Source organism: Streptomyces sp. NBC_01017, from assembly GCF_045162795.1.
In the GTDB taxonomy this organism is placed as follows: domain Bacteria; phylum Actinomycetota; class Actinomycetes; order Streptomycetales; family Streptomycetaceae; genus Streptomyces; species Streptomyces machairae.
In genome coordinates this window covers 10,885,803-10,910,680 of the sequence record NZ_CP108683.1, presented here as the reverse complement: position 1 = coordinate 10,910,680, position 24,878 = coordinate 10,885,803, and the positions used below count along the sequence as shown (strand labels likewise).

Sequence of the window (24,878 nt, the reverse complement as noted above, 5' to 3'; positions counted from 1 at the left end):
TCAACGGCGGGTCTGTAAAGCGTAATTCATGACACTCCCGACAGGGCCGTTGATTCACGCCCCCTATTTCTTGATGGTGATGGTGGTTTTGCTGGTGTTGTTGGTGGTTGTGGTGTCGGTTTGGGGGTTGGCTGGGGCGGCGGTCGCGGTGGTGGTCAGTTTGGTTTTGGCCTTGCCGGTGGCGGTTGCTTTGATGGTGATGGTGATGGTTTGCCTGGGGGTGAGGTCGCTGAGATTCCAGGCGGTGGGGTAGGTGGTGCCGTTGATGGTGGTGGGGGTGCCGGTGGTCTGCCGGTCGGTGTTCTTGATGGTGATACCGGGTGCGGGGTTGAGGCCGGCCTGGACGGCGTGGGCGGTGTCGGGTCCGTTGTTGGTGACGGTCAGGGTGTAGGTGAGGCTGCCGCCGGAGGTGAGGCTGGTGGGGTTGGCGGTGAGGGTGGTTTTCACGTCCGAGCGCACTACCCGCTGGGTGAAGGCGTCGGCGGTGGAGCCGGTGTTGCGGCTGTCACCGGAGTAGACGGCGGTGATCTTGTGCTCGCCGCGGGTCAGGGTCTTGAGGAGGCTGGCCTGGCCTCTGTTGTTGAGTGGGATGGTGCCGATCGTGGTGGTGCCGTCCTTGAACGTCACCCTCCCGGTCGGGCTCGTGCCGGTGACCGTGGCGGTCAGGGTGATCTTCTGGCTGGGTCCTGCCGGGTTCGCCGAGCTGGAGATCTTGGTGCTGGTGGTGGCCTTGTCCACTGTGATCGAGACCTGGTGCGGTGCGGACTGCTGCTGCATTGCTCCTGTCCCGTTGTCGCTTACCAGGAGCGCGAAGGAGGTGGTGCCGGCGGCGGTGGGGGTGCCGGAGATCTTTCCGGTGGTCTTGTCGAGGGTGAGGCCTGGGGCCAGTGTGCCGGTGGCGAGGCTGTAGGTGTAGGAGGTGGTGCCGTCGGGGTTGGGGCTGCCGCCGCTGGGTGAGGCCACCTTGGTGTCCGGGTAGGACTGGCCGACGGTGCCGGCCGGTAGGTCTGCCCAGGTGACGTCCAGTGCTGGGACGATGATCTGGGAAAGTGTGGCGGCTGGAGCGCCGGGCGGGTTTTCCGGGTCGCCGTCATAGGAGGCGGTGATGAGGTGGGTTCCCGCTGCGAGGGTGACGGGCAGTTTCGCGAGACCGGCGGCGTCCGGGGTGGCCGTGCCGATCAGGGCCGTCTGCGGCCCGGCGCCATCAGGGTCTTCGGTGTAGGCGAAGGTGACGGTGCCGGTCGGTGGGTGAGCGCCGGTGGTCGTGACCTGGGCGACAAGGTTGATTTCCCGGCCGGCGATGGCCGGGTTCTGCGAGGCCGACAACGTGGTCACGGTGCCGTTTATGAGCAGCTCGTAGTCCTTGGGTGCGGACTGTTGGGGCGATCCGTTACTGCTGACGGTGAGGGTGAAGGTGCTCTCCCCGGTGGTGGTGGGGGTGCCGGAGATGATGCCGGTGGTCTTGTCGAGGGTGAGGCCTGGGGGCAGTGTGCCGGTGGCGAGGCTGTAGGTGTAGGAGGTGGTGCCGTCGGGGTTGGGGCTGCCGCCGCTGGGTGAGGCCACCTTGGTGTCCGGGTAGGACTGGCCTGCGGTGCCGGCCGGTAGGTCTGCCCAGGTGACGTCCAGTGCGGGCACAGTCTTGACCGTCAGACGGGCCGTGTCCGAGGGGAAGTTGTTGGTGTCGCCGTTGTAGCGGGCCTCGAACATCGTGTACGGCGTCTTGCCGGGGGTGTAGGAGATTTCGGCCATGCCGTGGCTGTCCACGGCGATGGGGTCGAGGAACGTGAAGTCGACACCGTCGGCGCTTGTGGCGAAGTTGATGGTGCCGGTCGGGACGGCGGTCCCGCCGTTCTTCTCCGTCACATGGGCCGTAACAGTCAACTTCTGGCCGGCGACAGCCGGGCTCCGGGACGGCTCCAGCACGACCTGCGTCTCGGCCAGGCCGACGTTGAACAGTATCTGGCGGGTTCCTGCCCCCGGTCGGGGGTCGGAACCGCCGAGGGAGTCGGTGACCATGAACGTCGTCGAGAAGTCGGTTCCGACGGCGGTCGGGGTTCCGGAGATGACGCCGGTGGACTCATTCAGCTCCAGTCCCGCCGCAAGCGAGGTGCCCTCGACCAGACGCCACGTGTAGGGCGGCGTGCCGCCCCCGGCGGTGAGCTGCTGGGAGTACGGGGAACCGAACCGGGCGGACGGCAACGATCCCGTCGTGATCACCGGCAGAGAGTGCACCGTCAACGGCACCGGATCCGACACCGACGGCTCGTGGGTGCGATCACCGCTGTAGGAGACGACGACTTTGAACGAACCGATTTCCGTGATGTCCTTCGTCACCGAGGCGTGTCCGTCGCCGTCCAATGTGACAGTCCCCAGGTCAGGTGACGCCGTCCTGTCGTCATCATTGACCGCACGGAAACTCACCGTCCCGCCAAGAGGTTTCCCCTCACTGTCCGTGACGTCCGCATCAACCCTGATTCTCTGTCCCTTGTCGATCGTGACCCGACCATCAGAACCGACCACGTCCCCTGCAGCCGTGACGCGGGACACCGTAACCGCTGCCTTACTGGCAGCACCCGCCACACGCAAATTCAACGTCTTCGACGCCGTCCGCGCCGGCTCCTGCGCATCCGTCACCTTCACCGTCACACTCGCGTCAGCCCTCTCCACCGGGGTTCCGGTGATCTCCCCCGATTCACTGAACGTCATCCCCTCCGGCAGACCCGACACAGAAAATGTGTAGTGCCCAGAGCCTCCCGACCCGGTGAGTTCATGACGGTACTCGCTCCCCACAGTGGCGCCTGGCAGCCCGCTAGTGGTGACTGACAACGGATTTACTGATCCCACCGTCAGTGGCATCGGGACAGATGTCGACATCGGGTGGCTCGCGTCACCTAGGAAGATTGCCCATACCTTCACATTTCCGGCGCTGCCACTCAATGCTTTCGACGCCACCGAAGCTTTCCCGTCAGAAGCAATAGAGGCACTCGCGAAGGACCCCTCGACACTATCCGATGTCGAGAAGAAAACACGCCCCGTCGGCATTTGATCGCTATTCGGGAAGGTGGCGGTGTAGATAGATTCCTCGCCCACCGAGGCAGAATTTGGGGATATATTCAGTATTGGATACTTGGGGCCTGCTTTAGCAGTGAAAGTCAATTCCATGGGCGAAACACACGGGCAAAGATGCCCGCCCGTATATGACCATCGCACGGTGATTTCATGGGAATCGGCTGACATGTCCTTCAAAATCCCGGAACCTCTGAGCCCGAAGGAGTAGCTACTGCCACCACTTTCCGGTGTGCCCATGTCAACCAAAATCTGTTGACCATCGCTCTCCACTGACGCATATCTGCTGACGCTGCCAGGACCGCCATACCAAGGGTGCAAATAACCTGCCGACACGGTGACCTTGATCTCCCCCGCCAAACTTTCCGCGGTCGCGCTTAGAGTCGTTTCATCCGGATTGCTGGTAGTGAAGGATTCAGCTTCGGCCGGAGACGCTACGACGATCAAGGAAAGCGTGGCTGCCGCGACAACTATCGCGGCAGTCAGCCACGAAGAGATGAAGTGCGGGAAATTCACCGCACGAATCATTTGGCACAGGGGAAGGATCTTCTTTGATCGCATGAACAACTTGCCAATTCTCGTGAAAAATCAGCCGCGCGACCAGCTGCTCCAAATGACGCAAGGCAAGCCGCCTGACCAGTGTCGACGGAGCGCCAAGAACAACACTGACGTATTCAACATAAACCACAGATAAATCACCGCCCTTCCCTATTGGGCAAGTTTCTGGGCCAAGTCGAGCCTGTTGCCGGCGTATGCATGAGCAGAATCCGTCGCCGATCTTCATGGGGGTATGGTCCCGTTCTGAGGAGGTCCAGATTTGAAGGAGCTCGAGTCGGACTCGGCCGTGTAAGCATCCACCGCAGTCGCGTTGCGTGACGGTCTCAGGTGCGGGGTGACGGCCGGTGACCGTGGTGGTTGTCGGCTGGCGGGGTGTCAGGCGTGGGCTGCGGGAGCCAGGTAGTTCCGGTGAAGGCGTCGCGGAGCACGGTGAGGGGGTTGACCGCGTGCTTGACCACGGTGGAGCACGCCGCGCATGAGGTAGCGGTCCCTGGCCCGGTCGGGGTTAGGGAGCCAGCCGGAGACCTTCTCCTGGATCTTGGCCAGTCGCAGGTCGCGTTCTGCCTGGTTGGAGGTGGGCGGGATCCTGAGGTCAGTGGTGAAGCGCAAGAAGTCGTCCTCGCGCTGGTGGAAGGCTTTCAGCGGCAGGCGGGCCTTGCGGACGCCGGGCCGGTGATCATCCATGTGCTCGGTGTGCCCCAGGCCAATCCGCACAGCGGCCCGCAGGCCGCGTACGCATAGGTCCTTGATCCACTGGGGCAGCGCGATCTCGCCGCGCGTGCGGGCCTGGTTGGCACGGTGGATCAGTTCCCGCAGTTAGCCGGCGAGCTGGGTGGGCCAGGTGTCGTCGAGGTAGAGCTCGGCCGCTGACGCGAGGCCACGCAGGACGTGCGCCAGGCACAGCTGGTGGTTCAGGCTGCCCAGTTGGGTGCCGTCGTAGTTGTGGTAGCGGTCGTAGACGGCGACCGCCCCGGTGCAGTGGACGTGCAGGTAGCACTTGGCTTCCCAGGTAGGCGGCGTAGGCCCGCAGGTTCGGCCCGTACTCCGCCCGGCCCGTCCTGGCACCCTCCGGCCGGGCGGCGGTGTGGACTCGCCCGCAGGCACAGGCTGCCGGACCCCACACTCCCTGACCACCACCACTGTTGTGCGAGCCTTACCACATGATTCCGAAGCTAACTTTGACCAGCCCGCGTTGGCGTGACCTTGACGGTGTAGCAGTCGAGGAAGTGAAGGTACTTCTGGAGGAGATGGCCTCCACTACTGCCTCCGATACCAACGAGGCATGGAGTAAGACCTGGAGTTTCGTGGCCGACGGCCTGATACACCAGGGAACCGTCTCCAACGGGGCCTATGCGGCCCTGCCTCATCTCGTCGAGGCGGCAGCGGCGTTGCCTCCGGGGCAGTCCGCGGATTTCTGGGTGGACATGGGGCTCATCGTGACCGCGGAGGACAGACCTCCTGTCCCTGCCGATCTCGAGGCGGGGTTCATCGCCGCACTCCGCCTGGCCGAGCGGGCGGCTGCCCGGAGCTTCCTTACCCCTGGCACTCCTGCAACGCTCTGCGCCAGTCTTGCACTCAGCTGTGTCGCCTTCGCCGGTCATCACGCTGCCGCAACGCTGTGGCAGTTCTTCGATTCCCGGGAAAGTCACGTCATGCTGTTGTGCCCCGGCTGCGGCATCGACACGGAGATCCCCGAGTTCTTCGTGGACCCGGTGCGTCCCCCCTTCGAGGCCCCCCGGCTGCCTGATCCCGCCCAAGTCCGTGAGGGAGAGCATCCCTGGGGTGAAGTCGCCGCAGTATTGCATGAAGAGGCACTCGGGGAAGGGTGGGAGCCCTTCCTACGGGTGGCACGTGCCGTCGCGGTGGCAGGAGTACCCGCCCAAACGCCCGGACAGGCCGTCCTGAGTCTGGTCGCCGGCATGGTCGCGGCCAAGGGCACCCCGACGTGGGCGGGGAGGGAATGGGCCCGGAAACTGACGCTGCTGACGGGATACTTTCGTTGCCCGGACTGCGAGCAGACATGGACGATCGTCGACGGCTTGGTGGAAGACCCGGACGGTGCGCGGCGCCAGAGTCATGACGTGCAGGTGCGGACAGCCGCCGATGGGCCGGCCACCCCGGTGGGGTCGGTGGCCGACCCAGCCGGTGAAGCAACGACCCGGCTCCGGCGGGAGGGGAGCGCTCTACTCGCGCCGACCCAGCCGGTGAAGCAACGACCCGGCTCCGGCGGGAGGGGAGCGCTCTACTCGCGGCCGACGGCACACCATGGGGCGACGTAACACCCTTTACCGATGCCCCGCCCGGTTCACCTGACGGCGTCAACGCGCTGGCGGTCATCACCCGGCCCGGCCGCCCCACGCTTGTGGCTGGCGCTGGGGACAGCGGCAGGGTGTGCCTGTGGGATGTGGCCGACGGCCGACTCGTCCATGGCCTGCTGCCCAGACACCCTGACCGTATCTCGTCAATGACCGTCCTGCCCATGCCCAACGGGCACACCGTCCTGGCCAGTGGAGGCGACAGCGGGACGATCGCCCTGTGGGACCCGGTCAGAGGGCGGCCGATCCGCGAACCGGAGGGAAACTGGCTCGGCGGAGTGAGCGGGATGTGTACCGCGACCATGCCGGACGGCCGGACCCTACTCGTCACAGCCACCCCCCGAGGCGCGGTCCGGTTGCGTGATCCGGCCACGGGTGAATCGATTGCACGCCTCAACCCCCATGCTCATCCGATCGCATCGATCGCCACCATTCCAATCTCTGCCGGTCATACCTTGATCGCGGCCTCGGACGCACAGGGCGGCGTTCATGTGTGGGATCCGGCCGTCGACGATCCCTGGGAGTCAGGCGCGGCCGTCCCTCTCAGCCACCGTGTACTCGCAGCCATCGGCCACCGTGTGGCAGTGGTGGTGGCTGTGCCCGTGCAGGGCCGTACCTTGCTGGCCACCGGAGACCGCAACGGCGTAGTCATGCTGTGGGACCCCTCAACTGGTGCCCCCGTCGGCGACGGACTCCCCGCCGACATCACCGGCAGCCTCCTCACCACCATGACTGCCACCACACTCCATGGCGGGCGCACAGTCCTCGTCATCGGCAGCAATCAGGGGCGGGGCCTGCGGATATGGGAACCGAAGACCGATACGCTGCGGCACATCGCCCTGGACGTGGCGGTCACCTCCCTGGCCACTGCTGGTTCCGACGTGATCGTCGGACACGACTGCGGGGTCCTCGGACTCCCGCTCACCGAGCAGTGAACCGTTCTGCGAGACAGCTGCACGGCGCCGTCGGGCCCCGCACATGGCGGGAAATCCGCGGCCGTCGGGGTGGTGTTTGGCGGGATCCGACCACACTCGTCGCGCCATCGCCTCCAACGGTGCTGTCACCTTGGCCGTGGGGTGGGATGAACTTCAGGTTGATCACGCTGGGGAGGGCTTGTTCGTGTCGGCCACTTCACCGTCGTACAAGGGCCATTGGTACCCGGTGGAGGTCATCTCGCTCTGCGTGTGGCTGTATTTCCGGTTCCCCGCTCAGCTTCCGCGAGGTCGAGGAGCTGATGCTGGGCCGCGGCGTGGTGGTCTCCTACGAGACGGTCCGCCGGTGGTGTCTGAAGTTCGGCCAGGCTACGCCAACAGCCTGCGCCGCAGGCGTCCACGGCCTGGTGACAAGTGGTATCTCGGCGAGGTCTTCCTCAAGTCAACGGTGAGAAGTACCTGTGGCGGGCCGTCGACGCCGACGGCAACGTCCTCGACATCCTCGTGCAGGCCTGTCGTGACAAGGCTGCGGCCAGCGTTTCTCCAGCCAGCTGATCAAGAAGACCGGGTCGGTGCCCCGGGTGATCGTCACGGACAAGCTCCGTTCCTAGCAGTGCCGCCCACCGAGAGGCAACGCCCTCGGTGGAGCATCGCTCCACCGAGGGACTGAACAACCGCGCGGAGAACTCCCACCAACCGACGAGGCAGCGTGAACGCGCGATGAGGGTTCCGCTCGGCCGGCGGGACGCATGCGGTTCCTGTCCGCGTTCGCCGGGATCTCACCCCTCTTCCGGCCCGGACGCCACCTCATGACCACCGGCAACACCAGCCTGCCCGTCACGGCCTGAATAACAGACCACCCCGGCCTGGCACGTCCTGATGCATCCTCAGACGACCACGCCTCCGGCAACGTGACAGCACCCCCTGGCTCAACCAGGTCGAGCGGTGGTTCGGCCTCCTGCCGACAAAAGAGCAGAGCGTCGTGATGGTAGCCGTCGACGCTCTCCTGAATGTCAACCCCTCTGGACCGACCTGTTCGGGGTGCTGTCCTGCCTGATCAGAAGTAGCCCTCGCGGGCGACGTACCGCTTGAGACAACGGATGATCTCCATCTTCGACTTGCCTTCGCTGGTGCGGCGTTCGACGTACTTCTGAGTGGCCTCGTCGTAGTCGTGCTCTTGGTGAAGCCTCTCCTCAGCCACAACCTCTCCCCTCGGCCTCACACGGCCAGACAATCCAGGGATGACTCCCGCTTCCACCTGCGGGCCATGAAAAAATCACCACAGCAGATCAATGACAACAGGCCGGTGATCCGACACCGGCATCTGCGGCGCGCCTGTGCCGACCGGGATGCACCGGCATGTCCCCGCCGCGAGCACGTGGTCGAATTGCACCACAGGACGGTGCGAGGGATACGTCGCAACTCGGGCCAGGTCCCGCCAGCCACCCAGCATCGATGGCCGAATGGGCTGCGCGACAACCCCGCCAAGCGGGCACGACCCGGCGCACAGCGCCGCCCCCTCCTGCCCGCCGAGCCGCCCTCGCCACGCCCGAGCAGTCACAGGGGCGACGAACTCGGCCGCACTGAGCACGACCCTGGGGACCGGGCCGATCAGGTTGAAGTCACCCAGCAGGATGTACGGCCGAGGCAGGTCGGCGATCCAGTCGCGGATCGCGAGCAACTGCCGGATGTTCCACCCAGGGACGAACGAAAGATGAACCGCCACCACCGTGAACAGCTCCTGCCTACCTGCTATCACGGCGGCAAGAGCAGGGCGCGGCTGGTCGCGGACCAGGGTCAGTCCGGGCCTCCCAGCCACGCGCAGCGGCAGGCCGAAGGGAGCCGGGGTGAACCGCCTGGCCCTCCATTCCCGCACGGGAAGTCTAGACAGCAACGCGATGCCGTGCGAGGGAATCTCCCCCTGTGCCGCCGCATCCTGCAGGCCGTACACCCGCAGCCCCGCCTCGGCTGGGTCGAGCATCCACCCCTTGCCAGGCACCGCCCTTCCATGGACCGCCGACGCATACCGCCAATCCCATGCCCCTACTGCTTGGGCCGCGACGCGCGCCTGATCCACGAAACCAGACCGTTGTTGGAGGCGGTCGACCTCCTGCAGCGCCAAGACGTCGGCACCCAGCGACGCGACGGCCTCAGCCAGCGCAAGCCCGACATCCGAGGACGGGACGGAAACAGGCTTGCCCTCCTGGAGCGTCCGGCCGTGCAGCACATTGAAGGTCGCAAACCGCATCGGAGCACGATACGTCAAGTACGGCACGGCTCCGTATCCGTGGCATTACGCAATGAACTACGGGAACACTGCGACGGCCCAGCCTGGTCTTCTGAGTCAGGAATTCTTTCAGCTGGCCGGCGAGGCGTTCGAGGATCTCTTGGGGTCGGTATTACATGCGGCGGCGCCTGTGCGTTCCGGGCTCTTGGTCATGCAGCGGCAGGCTCCAGGGCCGTCCCTTGCGACCAAACGGTATTCCCCCACTGCAACGTCGCGCTCCAGCAGGAGCGTTGCCCCTTCGGGCAGTCATTCGGCAGACTCTGGCACGGTACTTACCTGGTGTCTAGGCTCCGACTCGGTAGGCACGAAACGGCAGGGCGGCTTCAAGTTCCATGCTCGCGGCAGTTGTTGCGTGAGGGGTAGATAGCAGTGCAGGCACGGGCTTCGTGATCATTGTGGTGTCTTACGCCCGATGATCATGAGGTGGCCCGTGCCTGCCGCTGTATCTTCTCCGATCCCTGCCGTGCTGGGGAATCTGGGGTCGCTGGACGTCGGCCAGGTCGCCGACCTGCGTCCCTACTTCGACTCCATCCCCGACCCACGCTCGCGGCGGGGCCGGTGGTACTCGCTGACGTCGATCCTGCTGGTGTGTGCCTGCGCGGTCGTCTCGGGAGCGAAGAGCATCGACGAGCTCGCCGAATGGGGTGCGAGGGCCTCGGGCAGGCTACTGGCGGCCCTGGGTATCCGCCGTCATCTGCTCGGGTGGCGGCGCACCCCCTCGCCCGTGACGATCGGGCGCGTGCTGGGCGCCGTGGACGGTGATGCCCTGGACCGGGCGGTGGGCGCCTACCTGACCGACCGGCACCACGCCGTCACCGGCACCGCGACCAGGGCCACGGGGCAGCCGGCGGCACCCGCGCCCGGGCGGCTGCGCGTCCTTGCCCTTGACGGCAAAGCGCTCAAGGGTTCGGCCCGTCTCACCTCGGCACGCCGGCACCTGCTGTCGGTGGTCACCCACGGCCCAGTCGTGACCCTCGGCCAGGTGGAGGTCGGCGCGAAGACGAACGAGACCACCCACTTCCGCCCGCTGCTGGAGCCGCTGGACCTGGCCGGCACTGTCGTCACCTTCGACGCGCTGCACTCGGTCAAGGCGAACGTTTCCTGGCTTGTCGAGACGAAGAAGGCGCACTACATCGCCGTGATCAAGACCAACCAGCCGACCGCCCACCGCCGGCTGGCGGCCCTGCCCTGGCGGGACATCGCCGTCCAGCACACCGCCTCCGGGACCGGGCACGGCCGGCGGGAGTCCCGCTCGATCAAAACCTGCGGAATCGCCGACGAACTCGGCGGAATCCCGTTTCCCCACGCCCGCCTGGCCATCCGCATCCACCGCCGCCGCAAGCTCACCGGCCGGCGCGAGAGTCGTGAGAGCGTCTACGCCGTGACCAGCCTGGACGCCCACCAGGCCTGCCCGGCCGACCTGGCCGCCGCGATTCGCGGGCACTGGGGAGTGGAGAACTCCTCGCACCACATCAGAGACGTCACCTTCGCCGAGGACGCCTCCACCGTCCACACCGGGACCGCGCCCCGGGCCATGGCGACCTTCCGCAACCTCGCCATCGGCGTGCTGAAGGTCCTCGGAGCCAACAACATCGCCAAGACCACCCGGGCCATCCGCGACGAACCCGAACGAGCACTCCCGATCCTGGGCATCATCAACAACCGCGACACCTACGGAACTTGATCAAGCCCTGACGAAACGGGTCGAGGGGACTGAGTGACAGGCAACGTCCATAGGCTGCGGGGCGTTTGGGCGACACTGCTCGTTGTGGGGCTGGCAGCCACTGGGTGCTCGGTTCAGCGAGGCCCCGATGGGGTGCCCCAGCGAAGCGAATCGCCTTCGACTGGGGCTTCATCAACGGCTAGACCGGCCCAGTCGGACAACTCGCCCGCCTCGCCTCCCGTCTTCACGCCCGACGACTCCCTCGTCCCCCGGACTTCGAGGGAGGGACGCCGCCTGGCGGAGTCCGTTGTGTTCACCCCAGACGACTGGGGCCGCGGCTTTGTCGCCCAGACGCCTGCCCGAAGCGCCCCGGGGACCTGGGCCGTGCTGAAAAAGAGCTGCCGCTGGGAACGGGAGGCGCTTTCGCCCGGAGTTCTGGCGAGCACCTCCCGCTACAGCCTGCTGCCGGCCGGCAAAGGCAAGGGTGCGGTCGAGGTGACAGCCGTGGCCACTGTGCACGCTTCCGTGCTCAGCGCGGACGAGCAGCTGAGCACAACGCTCGAAGAGGTGTTGCGCTGCCCGGAGCAGGGACGACGCTCCGATGAACGGATCACAGGACTGATGTCGCTCGGCACTCCCTTCGGTGCCCGCGAGCAGCAATACGCCGATGACTCTGTGCTCGAGGCCGGCGAGCTCGTCGGGAACGGCGGTGACGCACAGCCGTACCGGTGGATGGTCGCCCGGCTTGGCACGGTCGTCGTGGCCGTCTCGGTCACAGGCGGCGCCGGGAACACCGAGCAGGAACTCAACGAACTTGGCAGCAGGGCCGTCGCTCAGATGTTGGAACGCATCAAGCAGCAGCTGAGGGAGAAGTGATGGAACCGCTGCGCACGTCTGACCCTGCCAGGCTGGCGGGCTACCGGCTACTCGGACGGCTCGGCGCGGGTGGCATGGGCGTGGTGTACCTGGCCCGCTCGGACGGTGCGGCCGTGGTCGCGCTGAAGGTGATCCAAGCCGAGTACGCGGAGGATAGCTCTTTCCGGGAGCGTTTTCGGCGTGAGGCGGACACGGCCCGCCGGATGACCGGCCCGTGGGTGGCCGCAGTGGTGGACGCGGACTCCGAGGCGGCCCAGCCTTGGCTCGCGACCGCCTTCGTTCCCGGCCCCTCACTCGCCGAGGCCGTCGCTGCGCACGGGCCGCTGCCCGTGCGCAGTGTGCAGGTGCTGGGAGCGCGGCTCGCTGAGGCGCTTAAGGAGCTGCACTCCGCCGGACTTGTGCACCGCGATGTCAAGCCTGCCAATGTGCTACTGGCGCTCGACGGACCACGGCTGATCGACTTCGGTGTGGCCCGCGATCCGCAGGACACCTCACTCACCTCGACCGGCGTGGTAGTGGGCACGCCGGGTTTCCTGCCACCGGAGCAGGCGACGGGAGGGCAGACTCCGGGGCGGGCTGGTGACGTCTTCTCGCTGGGCTGTGTCCTGGCCTTCTCGGCCACCGGCCGGCCCCCGTTCGGTTACGGGTCGCTCGAGGCACTGCTGTACCGCACCGTGCACGAGGTGCCGGACCTCGACGGTCTTGCGCCGGAGCTCACCGAGATGGTGAGCAACTGCCTGAACAAGGACCCACAGCTGAGGCCACCCGCCGAGACACTCGCCGACGCCCTTGCCGCCACGGTATGGGCCCCGGGGCCCGACCCGCGGGAGGCTCTTCGAGCGACACCTCCGATGAGGCCCGAGGAGTCTGCTCCCGGCGAACCGGGACAGCTGCCCGACGCGAAGGAGCAGGCCCGCGCTGACGAGGCATGGTTGCCTGAACCGCTGATACGGCTGATCGCTGAGCGGTCGGCCGCGGGGCTCGCTCTGGCCTCGGTCGAGGCCACCGAGGTCTCCCCCGCTCCTTTCGACAACCCAACTGCAGACGCCGAGATGGCCGTGTCGTCCGACCGCGCTGTCAGCAGACGCCGCCTTCTCCTGGCCGGGGGCGCGGCGGTCGTCGCAGCCGGGGGCGGGCTGGCCACGTGGGCGGCGCTCGGCCGCGGCGACAACAACCAAAGCCCCGGTCAGGCGGCCACCGGCGCCGTGTACACCCTCGGCCTGCACGGCGACCTGACCGGTGATCACAAGGCGGTCGGCCGGGCCCAGGAGCGCGGGCTGCGACTGGCGGTTGAACAGTTCAACGCCCGTGCCAGCAAGCCCTTCACACTCGCCGTGAAGACGGTGGACGACGGTGGTGACTCGGCCAGGGCACCGCAAGCGGCCAAGGAGATGGCCGCCGACCGTTCCGTGCTGGCCGTGATCGGTCCCACCACGGACGCCACCGCCCTGACTACGCTGGCCACGTACGACGCGGCCGCGCTGCCCTTGATCGCAGTGTCGCCCGGCGCCACCGCATTGGGCGTGATGGGCAGCCGAACCCTTCTGCACGCCCGGGTGACAGACACGGTCCTTTCGTTCTACCTCGACGCCTACCTGCGCGGCACCACGTCACGCACGGTCGGGATCGTCGACGACCGGGCGGCAGACGCTTACGCATGGGAGATCAGCAGCACTCTCGCCAACATCCTGCGGGATCAGCGACGTCCCGCCGTACCGAAGGTGGTCAGTGCTCTTCGCACCGACTTCGCACCGGTCCTGGACGCCTTGCTGCACGGCGGCGCGGATTCGGTAGTGTTCGCCGGCCAGCACGACCGTGCTGCGCTGATGGCCCGGGAACTGAGCCGCCGTGGCTTTTCCGGCGCCCGGGCCGGCGCCCAAGGGGTGCTCGACGCGCGGTTTTTGTCAGCGGCCAGTGCCGCAGCCGACGGCTGGGTGATCGTCGCCCCGGTCATGGACGCCGTCGCTGCGCCCACGGCGAAAGCGTTCACGGCCGCCTACCGCAAGCATTTCGACGCAGAACCGGAGCGGTACGCCGTTGAGGCGTACGACGTGGCGCAGCTGGCCGTGAGGACCCTTCGCTCGCTGACGGCCGCTCGCCGCACGCGGCAGAACCTGACGGCGGCGCTGCGTTCGGCCACACATCAGGGCATCAGCAGAAACCTGGCGTTCGACAAGAAGACCGGGACGCTGGTCATCGACGGCAGCGGGGTCTACCTGTGGAAGGTCGACGGCGGCCGATTCGTATACCAGGGCGCCGCGTCCTACCAGTCCTCGTCCAACTGAGGGGACGCGGATGGAGCCTTTGCGCGGCGCCGACCCGGCCAGGATCGCCGGATACCGGTTGCTGAGCCGACTGGGTGCGGGCGGCATGGGCGTGGTGTACCTGGCCCGATCCCCCAAGGGCGCACTCGCCGCGGTGAAGGTGATTCGCAGTGCATACGTGGACGACGCAGGATTCCGGGCCCGTTTCCGCCGGGAGGTGCAGACTGCGGGCAGGGTCGCCAGCCCGTGGGTGGTACCGCTGCTCGACGCCGACCCCGATGCGGACGCGCCGTGGCTTGCCACGCCGTTCGTGCCAGGGCCATCCCTGTCACAAGCCGTGGAGGAATGCGGTCCCCTGCCGTACGCAAGCGTCCGTGCGCTGGGGACGCGGCTGGCCGAGGCCCTCGATGCGGTGCACGGGGCCGGCCTCGTCCACCGGGACATCAAGCCCGGCAACGTGTTGCTCGGCGTCGACGGCCCGCGGGTGATCGACTTCGGTATCGCCCGGATACCTCAGGACACTGCGCTCACCGCCAGCGGCATGGTCGTGGGTTCGCCCGGGTTCCTCTCTCCCGAACAGGCCCAGGGCAAAGGGCGGGAGATCGGGCCGGCCAGTGACGTCTTCTCACTCGGCTGCCTGCTGGCGTATGCCGTATCAGGCGGGCGTCCCTTCGGGCGGGGCTCCGCGGCAGCGACCCTCATGCACACAGTTCACGACGAGCCGGATCTGGACGGCGTACCTCACTCGCTGCTGCCGCTGCTCAAGGCGTGCCTGGCGAAGGCGCCCGGCTCCCGGCCCGCCGTGGCTGAGGTGTTGCGCGCCCTACATGGTGCGCACGAGGACGGGGGCTGGCTGCCCGAGCCCGTCACCCGGATGATCGCGCGCCGCACGGCAGACGTCCTCGCCCTCCCCGCCGTCGATGCGACCGAGGTGTCCGCGAAGCCAGCAGCCGCGGCACCGCTTGACGGTGTAACGGCCGCGGGTACGGACAGCATGACGCGCCGCCGCTTGCTGGTCCTCGGCTCGTCCACCGGGGTGCTGGCGGCCGGAGGAGCGGCGCTGTGGTGGACCGCCTGCAGTCCTGCCCGGCCGGGCAGTATCCGGCTACCCCAGCTGGTCCTCGGCCTGCACGCCGACTTGAGCGGCAGCAGCCGCACGGTGGGCCGGGCCCAGGAGAACGGCGTACGGCTCGCTGTCGATCGCTTCAACTCCCGTCAGGGCCGCAGCTTCGAGCTGCAGCTCAGCGTGCACGACGACGAGGGCAGCCCCAGTCAAGCGCGACAGGTCGCCCATCGGCTGGCGGCCAACCACCGGATCCGGGCTGTGCTCGGACCGACCACAGACGCCTGCGCCAAGGCCGCCCTCGGCCTCTACCAACAAGCCTTGCTGGCGATGGTCACCGTGTCGGTCGGACTGGACGATGTGTCCCCCACCGCCTACCGCGTCTACGCAGCCACCCGTCCCAGTGACCTGACCCTGGCTGCGCCGATCGTCGCCTACCTCGTCCACACCGCCAAGGCCCACAAGGCGATGCTGATCGACGACGCCGCCGAAGGCGACGTCAGCTGGCGTCTGTGCGCAGGCGTAGAGGAGGCCCTACGCTCAGGGCGGCACAGCACCATCCGACACACTCTCGCCGCCAAGGACCGCTCAACCGACGCCTTTCGTGCCCTTGCCCGGACAGTGATGGATGCGGGGGCGGACGCGGTGTTGTTCGCGGGACAAGACACGCGGGCCGCGCAACTCGCCCAAGCGCTGCGCTCCGCCGGCTACACCGGTGCGCGGCTAGCCACCCAGCATTCCCTCACCCCCCACTTCCTCACCTCAGCCGAGGACGCCGCTGAGGGCTGGGTGTTCGCCACCGCCTTCCTCGATCCGACGAAGGCGACGGCAGCGCAGTCGTTCGTCACCTCCTACCGCGCCCGCTTCGGCACCGTCCCGCCTTGGTACTCCGCCGAGGCCTACGACGCGACGCTGTTCGTCGCGCGCACCCTGACGGCTCTTGGCTCCTCCCGCCCCGAGCGGCACGCAATCGTGGGCCGATTGCACGAAACGGACTACCACGGCATCGCCAAACGGCTGAACTATGACCCGTCCAGCTACCGCTACACAGACGCGATGTACCTGTTCCGGGTGACGGGGGGCACCTACAGCTGTCTGGGCGACTACCGAAACATCACAGCGTGAGCCATGCCACCTACCTCAACTGCGGGAGTTCACTTCTCGGCATCGCGATAGGTCTGCGGTCCGGGCGGTGCTGTCACGTTGTCGGCGGCGTGATCGGGTGATGATGCGTCAGGACGTGGCGAGGCCGCGAGTGATCCCTGGTTCAGACCGTGGCGGGCGCGCCGGCAACGCCGGTGACGTGGCTCCAGATCACGAAGCGGTTCGCGTACGACGGCACCCTGGACGACACCACGGGACCCCTCCCACCTCAACGCCGCCGGAATGCTCCGCAACCGGCGACTCGCCCGCCACGTCGCCGACGCCGGGTTCGGAAAAGATCCGCCGCCAACTGCTCTACAAGGGCCGGCGCAACGCCTGCCCCACCATCGTGGCCGACCACTGGTACCCCAGCTCAAAACCTGCTCGGACTGCGGCGCGACGAAAGCCAAACTGCCGCTGCACGTCCGAGTCTTCACCTGCGATCTCTGCAGCCTGGTCATCGACCGGGACGAGAACGCAGCCCGCAACCTGGCCGCCCTCGCAGCAGCCCGCACGACTGGTCCCTGAGTGGCCGGAGACCAGGACACGCCCCGCGTGTCGAAACCCCGTGGAGCCGACCGTGAGACCCGTCGCCAACACCCCGGCCCAAACACCGGCCGGGGCGGACGGGCAGATGGCGCGAACCTGCCGCACCAGCGGCAAAAGGAAACGGGAGACCGCCGTCAGGACACCGAAGCACAACCCACGCAGGGGTGACACCGACACGGACCATCCAGACGGAAACGTCTGGAAAGCTGAGAGTCACTGAGACTCTGAGCAACGGAAGAACGGGAACCTCGCCAGCCCCAGGAGCGTTCTTCTGCGGGCGAAGGGGGAGCCGGGGAGTGGACGAGAGTCAGTCTGCGGTTGCGGAGCCGACGCGGTTTGTCCGCTTCCTCCGCGAGCGTGGTTACGCCTTCAGTAGCGAACCTGGCCTTGCCACCGCTTCGGGCCCTGGCTGTCTGATCAGCGCCGCAGGCCACACCGTGGCCTGCGCCGTGATGACAGTGGAACAGACCTTCAACCTCTATGCGTTCCTGGACGGATTCGAGGAGGCGGCAGACCGACTGGGGAGTCTGCGCAACCAAGGTCTGCCCCTTGTGGTCGTTGTGGAGAGCGACCCGGACAGCTTGTTCTTCCCCACGCCAGGCGATCGGCTGCTCGATACGCTGTTGCACGGCGACGTGCCCAGAGAGTTGTACGACGACCCGCCCCAAAGTCCTTGGTCGCCCCGCGGTGACGAGCGGCCGGAGCGAAGGCTGGTGGACGCCCACCCCCACATCAGTGCGGTCGCGGTGGTGGTCCACAACAGCCATGCCCACCAGTGGCTTCGAGACCGGTTCGAGGCCCGTCCGGAGAGTTTCGATTCGACCCGGGAAGGGATGGACGCCATGGTGGCGGAGATTCTTGAAGCCCCGCAGGGCGGCTCTCGCTCCCTGCACATCTTCGAAACCTTGGGAGGTACCGCCTTGCTCCTGCCCCGTGAGGTCTTCGACGGACCCATGGACCGCCGATGGATCCCGAACACCGACCGCACCCGCCTCCTTCCCCCTGACGAGAGCTGAGCGATCCCGCGCATGCAAGCGGCCCGGTCACGGCATCAACCTGACTGCCGGGTATCTGCAGTCGTCGAGGTGCGCCGCCAGTGGCCGTCAGGGCTTCAGCTGAGGGATCCCGTGCCGGTCCAGGAAGTCCTGGAAGACGGTCGGTGGCTGGGGCGGGGTTGCTTCGCCGGTCGGCACAGACAGCTGAGGCGCACGATGTTCACGGCGATGGCCGTGCAGACGCATTGCGGTGGGTCTTCGACTGCCCCGGTAGCGGCAGCGGCGCTTGCCGTGTTCGTGAGCGAACTCGGTGGCGGTGCCCTCCACCCATGCTTACTTCGCTTACTTCGGCGGCTCTTCGTGGTCCTGGTCACCTGGAGGCAGCACCATGTCTCTTTGGCTCCATGCCACTTCATCGGCGGCACGCGTCCGTATGAGGTTGAACACCACACAGACAAACACCACCCCGGCTGACACGAGGACTGCGCCGACACCGATGGCCCATCCGGCTATCTTTGACAAGACGGGTCTCTTCCTCTGCTCTTGTTCGTGGTCTTGTCCACGACGCCGGGCTGCCACGGTACTCCAGGACGGACATCGTCGTGAGGGCAGCGGGAACGCTGGTGGTCAGTGGTCAGCCTGCGGCACCCGGGCGACCCGGGTGCCGGCGAGTCGGTAGGACTCGGTACCGGTCTCGATGATGTTCCGCCGAAGGTGAGGCGGTCGCGCAGAGCCGCGGATCGGTGAACGTCCTGGCCCACCCGCCGAACGACTCGTTGGAGGCGCCGGCGCAGTCCGGCACGTCAGCCGCGTCTCCCGATCATTTCCCTCGGGTCGTTACTTTCCGGCAGTGGCCTGGGCGGCGTTGGTGATGACGCGGGTGACTTCGACCGGGTGGGAGACGGCTACAGCGTGGGAGGAGCCCACCTCGGTGGTGCGGGCGCCTGCGCGGTCGGCCATGTGGCGCTGGGCGGCCGGGGGGATGGTCTGGTCGTCGGCGGCGACCAGGTACCAGGACGGGACGGAGTGCCAGGCTGCGTTCTCGGACTTGGCTTCCAGGCTGGAGGCGTCGATGGGGCGCTGGGCCGCGGCCATGACGGCGGTGTCGGAGGAGGGGACGTCGGCGGCGAACACGGCGCGAAACTTGTCGGGCTTGACGTAGAGGTCAGTGCCCTCGCCACCGCTGGGCGCGGGGTAGGTGACGGGGTTGAGCGCCTCGGGGAGCCGGCTGCCGGGGAATTTACTGAGGATGTCATTGGCGCTCTCGCCCTTCTCCGGGGCAATGGCGGCCGCGTAGACAAGTGCCTTGACCTGCGGGTTCGATGCTGCTGCGTTGGTGATGACCTCGCCACCGTAGGAGTGGCCGACCAGGACGACGGGGCCCTGGATGGTCTTGAGGACGTGGGCGAGGTAGGCGGAGTCGCTCTCCAGGCCGCGCAGCGGGTTGGCCGGGACCACGACTCGGTAGCCGGAGGCTTGGAGCTTCTTCGTCACCAGGGTCCAGCTGGATCCGTCGGCGAAGGCACCGTGTACCAGGACGATCGTGGGCTTTGCAGTGTCCTTGGAGGCCTGGGCGGAGGCGGAGGCGGAGGTCGTGACGGCGGCCACGGCGACGGTGAGTGCCGACAAGGCCAGGGCGGTCTTCTTCACGGTGTGTTGCTCGATTCGATAAGGAGGGCGCCGTCCGGCTTGTCCGGTTCTGAGGCGACACCTCGGGAAGGGTGTTGCAGGGAGCGCCCGGGCTGCCGCGGCGCGGTCGGGCCGGAACTCGACGACAGGCTCGACGAGGATGTTGCCGCGGGTGGCCTTGGAGCAGGGACAGACGAAGACATCGCCGGTGGTGACCTCGGCCCGACGGCCTTCCAGGCCAAGCACGCCGGCGTGTGCGCAGTTCAGCCAGCATTTTGCGAGTACCAGACGCGATCCTCGACCGTGGAATTCGGGACCGAACGGCGATGGGAAACCATCGCCCTCAACGTCCGCTGCCCCGCGCGCCGCACCTGAACTTGCCGCGGACACCCGCCCCCGCACGCCCCCGCGTCCGATGACCTACCGGCGGACGCTCTTTACTGGCTGATCCAGCCGTTGGTAACACTGCCGACGACCTGGGCTGCGGCGGGGTCCTGAAGGCTCCCGTACCGCACCTCGGTGCGGCGGTGGTCCAGGGCGGGCGCGAAGATGGCGCCAGGCCACTCGCTCACGGTGCTGACATGGACGTCGTCACCGACGGAAAACTTGCCCGAAACGGACGACGCATCGGGGTCGTACAGGAAGTAGACGCCGCCGGGCTCGACGTCCGGGTCGCTGCTGACGCGGAGCATCCAGGTGGTCCCGCCGCCCATGGTGCGCACCGGGGTCCAGCGGAGGTTGTCGAGCTCGGCTCCCTGGGCGGCGGCTGCGGGCGCGGAGGCGTGGGCGGCGTCCGGTGCGGCGAGCGCGGCAGGAGCGGAGATGCCGCCGGCAATGAACGCGGCAGCCGCTGCCGCCATGATGTATCGCTTGGGTAAAGCCATGTCAGTCTCTTTCGAATCGTTGCCTGTTTGCCTGTTCCAGCGGAGAGTCTGCAGCGACCCGGTGATCCAACCTGCTGATCCTCTGTCCCGCCTACCGTGCAGCGAGTAACCCCCCGCACGCCAGTTCCATCGGCGGGATCTGGCCACAGGGCAGCTGAGAGGCCGTCGAGGGGGGAAGACTGCTCCGGCCTGCCTCAATACGGAAGAAGCGGTTCCGCACCGGTACCGGCAACCGGTACGGCTTGCCGAGGTCTCGGCGTGAGGGACCGGCGACCGCGCCCGGGGGCTCCACCGACGGGAACGCGTCCCCAGCTGTAACAGCGCGCACCCCGAGCGCACCCCGTTCGGGCCGCGAGCGAAGTGGTACGGCGCTCCCGCCAGTTAAGCGGCACCTGCCGCCTCACCGGGCACGCCAGTGATCACACTTGACTCAATTTTGATCGTGGGGGGTGCTGTCACGTTGTCGGAGGCGTGGTCGTCTGAGGGTGCATCAGGACGTGCCAGGGCCGGGGCGGTTTGTTATTCAGGCCGTGACGGGCAGGCTGGTGCTCCCGGGATCTGGTTCCAGATCGTGAATCTGATGGTCATGTCGAGGCGGTGGCATCCGGCGGTCATCAGGTGGCGGTGGGGTCGGAAGTGGAACGCTGGCTCACCGAGCAGTTCCCCAGCATCCAGCCGCGCCACCTAATTCTCCAGCGCAAGGGCAACACCTTAGGCACCAAGCCGGTGCGGCTCACAGGCCCACTGCGAGAACCTCGAACTCCGCCGCGAACTCACTCGCCGAGGACGGACCGGCCCAACCGAAGCGCAGTGAACAACGCTCCGACGAGATTCGCCCCATCGATCTGAGCAGCAAAGACACGATCGATCTAGCTGAACCCGCCGATAACTTTAGGGCGGGGAGTACGTCAATTCCTGCAGAACTCCCCTTCGATCACTGTGTCGGTGTCTCCCGACCAGTCCCCGTTGAAGTTGAAGGCGAGGGAGTGACGGCCGTCCGCTGTCGTGACGGCCTCCGATATGGAGCCGGGGACGCCGCCGCTGTGGCCCCAGACGTGTACGCCGCAGGAAAGCTTGCGGTCGATCAGGCCCAGGCCGTAGCCGGCATTGGGCATGGCCTCGACTGTCACCGTGGTCTTCATCTCCTTGAGCTGTTCGGCCGGGAGCAGTATGCCGCGGAGCAGTGCGGTGTAGAAGCGGTTCAGATCGGCCGAGCTGGAGATCATCTCGCCTGCGGAGGAGGCGAGCCCTGGGGTCCAGTTCGTGACGTCGTACGTGGGACCCGTGGTCGTCTCCGCCAACTTGGAGTAGGCGCGGCTGCTGGGTTGTGGCATGGTGACACGGTTGCCGGGGACCGACGTGGCGGTCAGGTGCAGGGGTTCTATGATTCTCTGGCGGATCTCGGTGGCGAACGAACGGCCCGTGACGCTCTTGATCACCATGCCAGCCAGGATGTAATTGGTGTTGGAGTAGTTCCAGGATGTGCCTGGCGCGAAGTCTGGTTCGTGGGACATGGAGATCGCGACGAGCTGGTCGGGCGTCAGCCGGTCGTAGCGGTGCTCGAAGAAGCCGTCTTTGAGAAGGTACGTTTGAACGTAGGTCTCGTCGTCGGTGAAGTTGTGGATGCCGCTGGTGTGGTTGAGGAGCTGGCGGACGGTGACGCGGCGGCCGTCATGGCCGTGGCCGCGGACGGCACCCGGCAGCCACTTCTCCACGGTGTCGTCGAGAGACAGTCGGTCCTCCGCCTCCAGCTGGAGCAGCACCGTGGCCACGAAGGTCTTGGTGATGCTGCCCGCGCGGTAACGGTCGTGAGGCGAACGCGGCTCGTCCGTCCTGATGTTTCCGACTCCCGTGGTCGTCGACCACGTGCCGCGTCTGTCCTTGGCCGTGGCGGTCACTCCGGGCACGCCGTCTTCGATGGCGGCCGCGATCGCCCGGCGGGTCGCGTCGTGGGTGCCTTTCTCGGCCCGGGCCGCCGCGGACGCCGGGACCGCCACAACGGCGGACAGCGTTAGGGCCGCCGTCGCCACCAGGGTCGCGACCACACGGGATGTACGTACAGTCATGGCTTCCTACTTTCTTCGGTGTGCTCACTGTTGAGCCGGTCCAGGGACGGGGATCGCCGCGGCTCCACACAGGGCGGTCGACAGCCCACATGCGATGGTGCGGTGTCGCCAACCCCCTGTGGGACGACTCGGCGCAGCGCCGGCGGCAGCCGCCGGTATGTCGCCAGTGCTGGCTTGGCCGGCGAGGGCCCGAGCGTGACGTCGGTCGCCGTGACAATGTGCACGATCTTGTTTTCTCTGTCGGGCGACTTGCTCGGGCAGCCCAACTGTCGCCGACACGGCATTTCCCCGGCCATCCGGCTGCCCGGTTGATCGGGGGTGGGGCCAGCCCCCCCGAGGCTGCTATTTCGCGTCAAGCTGTTCGGAGGATTTCGCCGGGGTTCGATCTGAGCGTTCAAGGATCTTGAAACGCTGACGGGCGACGGCTCGTTTCAGCATGATCTAGCGAGGAACCCCGTGCGTTCACGCCCGGGAGGAATCGCTTCTCAAGATAGGTGTGACCCGCACAGGCGCACGGGTCTGCGCTGTTGACCTCAGTCGGGACGCTTCTGGTTCTCGATGTACTCCTTGATGATCGCCAACGGCGCTCCGCCGCAGGATGCTGCGAAGTAGGACGGGGACCAGAAGTGATCACCCCACAGGTACGTGCGAATGTGGCCGGGGAACTCCTGGCGCAGCCTGCGGGCGGACACGCCTTTGAGGGAGCCGACCAGCCGGGAGACGGCGACCTTGGGCGGGTAGTGCACCAGCAGGTGTACGTGATCGCGTTCGCCGTTGAACTCCACCAACTCGGTTTCGAAGTCCGCGCACACGGCCCGCATGATCTCTTCGCAGCGCGTGAGGATCTCGTCGGTGAACGGTCCGCGCCGGTACTTGGGCGTGAAGACCAAATGGGTGTGGAGGGTGTGGACGACCGTACGACCCCTGCGAATATTGGGGTTTGGCTCCCAGCGTGGTGACATAGATCAACTGTAGTACGATGAGCGCATGAAGATCGTGACGCAGGTGAAGCTGATGCCGGAGGCCGACCAGGCCGCCGCGCTGCGCTCCACGCTGCGTACGGTCAATGAGCCGGCGTGCTGGGTGTCCGAGGTGGCGTTCGCCAACGGTGTGCCGCGTGAGTACGAACTGCGCAAGCACACCTACGCGCACCTCAAGGCCGAAGGGCTCGGAGCGCAGGCAGCGCAGCACGTGATCAAGAAGGTGCGCGACGCGTACACGACGCTGCATGCCAACATTCGCGCCGGAAACCTGGGCAAGCCGAAGTCGAAGCGCCGGACCAAGGCCGTCTCGAAGCCGATCACGTTCCGTCCCACTGCCGCGCAGCCGTATGACGATCGCTGCCTGTCATGGCAGTACGACGCACAGACCGTGTCCATCTGGACCACCGCCGGACGCATCAAGAACGTCCGCTTCGCCTGCTCCACCGACGCGCTCAGGACACTGCGCGAGTACCGCAAGGGCGAGGCGGATCTGATCGAACGTGACGGCGACTTCTATCCGATCGCCACGTGCGACGTTGTCGAAGCGGAGACCTACGAGCCGGGCGGCTTCATCGGCGTGGATCTCGGCATCGTCAACGTCGCCACCACGTCCACCGGCTACATGGCCGCCGGGCGCGGCCTGAATCGGTACCGCAAGCGTCAACTTGCCCTGCGGGCCAAGCTCCAGACCAAGCGCACCAAGTCCGCCAAGCGCAGGCTCAAGGAGCGTTCTCGCCGTGAACTGAAGTTCCCCCCTGATCTTGGACAGCGGGTGCTTACGCTGCAGGGGCGAAGTCTTGTCGTAGCCTGGCTCGTGTTTCGAGTGGGGTGAGGTACCCGAACTCGGGGTGCTTGCGGAGCCTGGTGCGGTTGTACTCGACCTCGATGAAGCGGAAGATGTCGGCACGGGCCGCTTCGCGGCTCTCCCAGACGGTAGTGCCGATCTCTGCTTTCAGCAGGCCGAAGAAGCTCTCGGCCGCGGCGTTATCGTAACATATACCGGTTCGCCCCATGCTCTGCCTCAGGTTCAACTTCCTTGTCTCCCAGCGGAATTCGGCGCTCGTGTACTCGCTGCCGCGGTCGGTGTGCATGATGCAGCCGGGCTGCAGGTCCCCACGGCCGGCGGCCATCCGCAGGGCGTCGGTGACCAGTTCGGCGCGGTGATGTTCGGCCATCGCGTAACCGATCACCTCGCGGGTGGCCAGGTCTATAACGGTCGCGAGGTACCACCAGCCCTCGAGGGTCGGCAGATACGTGATGTCCCCGACGAGTTTCGTGCCCGGCCTGTCGGCGGTGAAGTCGCGGCCGACCAGGTCCGGGGCCGGGGCGGCCTTGGTGTCCTGCTTCGTGAGATGGCGGCGCTTGCGGCGGGTGATACCGCGGATGTCGCGTTCCCGCATGATCCGCTCGACCTTCTTCCGGTTGATCGCATGCCCCTTGCGGCGGAGCTCGGCATGCACGCGCGGGGCCCCGTAGGCGCCCCGGGACTTCGCGTGGATGGCGCGGATCCGTCCGGCCAACTCCTCCTCGGCACACTGCCGTTCGACGGCGTCGGGCCGCGACGCGAGCCACGCGTAGTAGGTGGAGCGGTTGATGCCCAGCACG

The 24,878-nt window shown here is 66.9% G+C and carries 19 protein-coding genes and 2 pseudogenes; 10 read left to right on the top strand and 11 right to left on the bottom strand.

What is annotated here, in order from left to right; translation table 11 throughout:
* Positions 1 to 63: 63 nt before the first annotated feature.
* The 3 genes from OG331_RS49970 to OG331_RS49960 form a co-directional block, all read right to left on the bottom strand.
* Positions 64 to 3,627 (bottom strand): Ig-like domain repeat protein, encoded by a 3,564-nt coding sequence (locus tag OG331_RS49970; protein WP_406209635.1) that lies wholly within the window; start codon positions 3,625 to 3,627, stop codon positions 64 to 66.
* Between the two features lie 372 nt (positions 3,628 to 3,999).
* On the bottom strand, positions 4,000 to 4,308 hold the full coding sequence (locus OG331_RS49965; RefSeq protein ID WP_406191150.1) for a transposase: 309 nt from the start codon (positions 4,306 to 4,308) through the stop codon (positions 4,000 to 4,002).
* Between the two features lie 132 nt (positions 4,309 to 4,440).
* Complete coding sequence (locus tag OG331_RS49960) at positions 4,441 to 4,689, bottom strand: transposase (RefSeq protein WP_406191152.1); 249 nt, start codon at positions 4,687 to 4,689, stop codon at positions 4,441 to 4,443.
* A gap of 95 nt (positions 4,690 to 4,784) precedes the next feature.
* On the opposite strand from OG331_RS49960, the gene OG331_RS49955 reads away from it, so the two are divergent.
* The 3 genes and pseudogenes from OG331_RS49955 (at position 4,785) to OG331_RS49945 (ending at position 7,719) form a co-directional block, all read left to right on the top strand.
* Entirely contained in the window at positions 4,785 to 5,903 is a 1,119-nt protein-coding gene (locus OG331_RS49955) for a hypothetical protein (RefSeq protein ID WP_406191154.1), read from the top strand.
* Positions 5,904 to 6,523: 620 nt separating this feature from the next.
* Positions 6,524 to 6,874, top strand: coding sequence for a hypothetical protein (locus OG331_RS49950; RefSeq protein ID WP_406210893.1), 351 nt, complete (start codon positions 6,524 to 6,526; stop codon positions 6,872 to 6,874).
* Positions 6,875 to 7,058: 184 nt separating this feature from the next.
* Positions 7,059 to 7,719 (top strand): annotated as a pseudogene (locus OG331_RS49945) (IS6 family transposase).
* A gap of 209 nt (positions 7,720 to 7,928) precedes the next feature.
* Here the strand turns inward: OG331_RS49945 and OG331_RS49940 are convergent.
* Complete coding sequence (locus OG331_RS49940) at positions 7,929 to 8,072, bottom strand: hypothetical protein (RefSeq protein WP_406210895.1); 144 nt, start codon at positions 8,070 to 8,072, stop codon at positions 7,929 to 7,931.
* Between the two features lie 75 nt (positions 8,073 to 8,147).
* Complete coding sequence (locus tag OG331_RS49935; RefSeq protein ID WP_406191156.1) at positions 8,148 to 9,119, bottom strand: endonuclease/exonuclease/phosphatase family protein; 972 nt, start codon at positions 9,117 to 9,119, stop codon at positions 8,148 to 8,150.
* A 502-nt stretch (positions 9,120 to 9,621) separates the two neighbouring features.
* Here OG331_RS49935 and OG331_RS49930 point away from each other — a divergent pair.
* The 6 genes from OG331_RS49930 (at position 9,622) to OG331_RS49905 (ending at position 17,732) form a co-directional block, all read left to right on the top strand.
* Entirely contained in the window at positions 9,622 to 10,842 is a 1,221-nt protein-coding gene (locus OG331_RS49930) for an ISAs1 family transposase (RefSeq protein WP_406191102.1), read from the top strand.
* Positions 10,843 to 11,205: 363 nt separating this feature from the next.
* Positions 11,206 to 11,697, top strand: coding sequence for a hypothetical protein (locus OG331_RS49925; RefSeq protein WP_406191158.1), 492 nt, complete (start codon positions 11,206 to 11,208; stop codon positions 11,695 to 11,697).
* Positions 11,697 to 13,982, top strand: a complete 2,286-nt coding sequence (locus OG331_RS49920; protein ID WP_406191160.1) for a bifunctional serine/threonine-protein kinase/ABC transporter substrate-binding protein — start codon at positions 11,697 to 11,699, stop codon at positions 13,980 to 13,982. Before OG331_RS49925 ends, OG331_RS49920 begins: the two co-directional genes overlap by 1 nt.
* A gap of 10 nt (positions 13,983 to 13,992) precedes the next feature.
* Complete coding sequence (locus tag OG331_RS49915) at positions 13,993 to 16,149, top strand: ABC transporter substrate-binding protein (RefSeq protein WP_406191162.1); 2,157 nt, start codon at positions 13,993 to 13,995, stop codon at positions 16,147 to 16,149.
* A 261-nt stretch (positions 16,150 to 16,410) separates the two neighbouring features.
* Complete coding sequence (locus tag OG331_RS49910; RefSeq protein WP_406209520.1) at positions 16,411 to 16,695, top strand: zinc ribbon domain-containing protein; 285 nt, start codon at positions 16,411 to 16,413, stop codon at positions 16,693 to 16,695.
* Positions 16,696 to 17,012: 317 nt separating this feature from the next.
* Positions 17,013 to 17,732, top strand: coding sequence for a hypothetical protein (locus OG331_RS49905; RefSeq protein ID WP_406191167.1), 720 nt, complete (start codon positions 17,013 to 17,015; stop codon positions 17,730 to 17,732).
* A 606-nt stretch (positions 17,733 to 18,338) separates the two neighbouring features.
* On the opposite strand, the pseudogene OG331_RS49900 reads toward OG331_RS49905, so the two are convergent.
* The 5 genes and pseudogenes from OG331_RS49900 to tnpA all read right to left on the bottom strand — a co-directional run.
* Positions 18,339 to 18,495 (bottom strand): annotated as a pseudogene (locus tag OG331_RS49900) (AAA family ATPase); the annotation flags it as partial.
* Between the two features lie 53 nt (positions 18,496 to 18,548).
* A complete protein-coding gene (locus OG331_RS49895; protein WP_406191170.1) occupies positions 18,549 to 19,361 on the bottom strand; it encodes an alpha/beta fold hydrolase in 813 nt (270 codons plus the stop codon).
* Positions 19,362 to 19,777: 416 nt separating this feature from the next.
* The gene (locus OG331_RS49890) at positions 19,778 to 20,224 is read right to left on the bottom strand and encodes a hypothetical protein (protein WP_406191172.1); all 447 of its coding nucleotides are present in this window, start codon (positions 20,222 to 20,224) and stop codon (positions 19,778 to 19,780) included.
* Between the two features lie 908 nt (positions 20,225 to 21,132).
* Positions 21,133 to 22,290, bottom strand: a complete 1,158-nt coding sequence (locus OG331_RS49885; RefSeq protein WP_406191174.1) for a serine hydrolase domain-containing protein — start codon at positions 22,288 to 22,290, stop codon at positions 21,133 to 21,135.
* Between the two features lie 533 nt (positions 22,291 to 22,823).
* Positions 22,824 to 23,252, bottom strand: a complete 429-nt coding sequence (tnpA, locus tag OG331_RS49880) for an IS200/IS605 family transposase (protein ID WP_406191176.1) — start codon at positions 23,250 to 23,252, stop codon at positions 22,824 to 22,826.
* Between the two features lie 25 nt (positions 23,253 to 23,277).
* Here tnpA and OG331_RS49875 point away from each other — a divergent pair, with 25 nt between their 5' ends.
* Positions 23,278 to 24,105 carry a hypothetical protein gene (locus tag OG331_RS49875; protein WP_406191178.1) on the top strand — a complete coding sequence of 276 codons (828 nt, stop codon included), beginning with the start codon at positions 23,278 to 23,280 and terminating at the stop codon, positions 24,103 to 24,105.
* Here the strand turns inward: OG331_RS49875 and OG331_RS49870 are convergent.
* The gene (locus OG331_RS49870; RefSeq protein WP_406191180.1) at positions 24,050 to 24,877 is read right to left on the bottom strand and encodes an IS3 family transposase; all 828 of its coding nucleotides are present in this window, start codon (positions 24,875 to 24,877) and stop codon (positions 24,050 to 24,052) included. The genes OG331_RS49875 and OG331_RS49870 overlap by 56 nt on opposite strands.
* Position 24,878 lies beyond the last annotated feature (1 nt).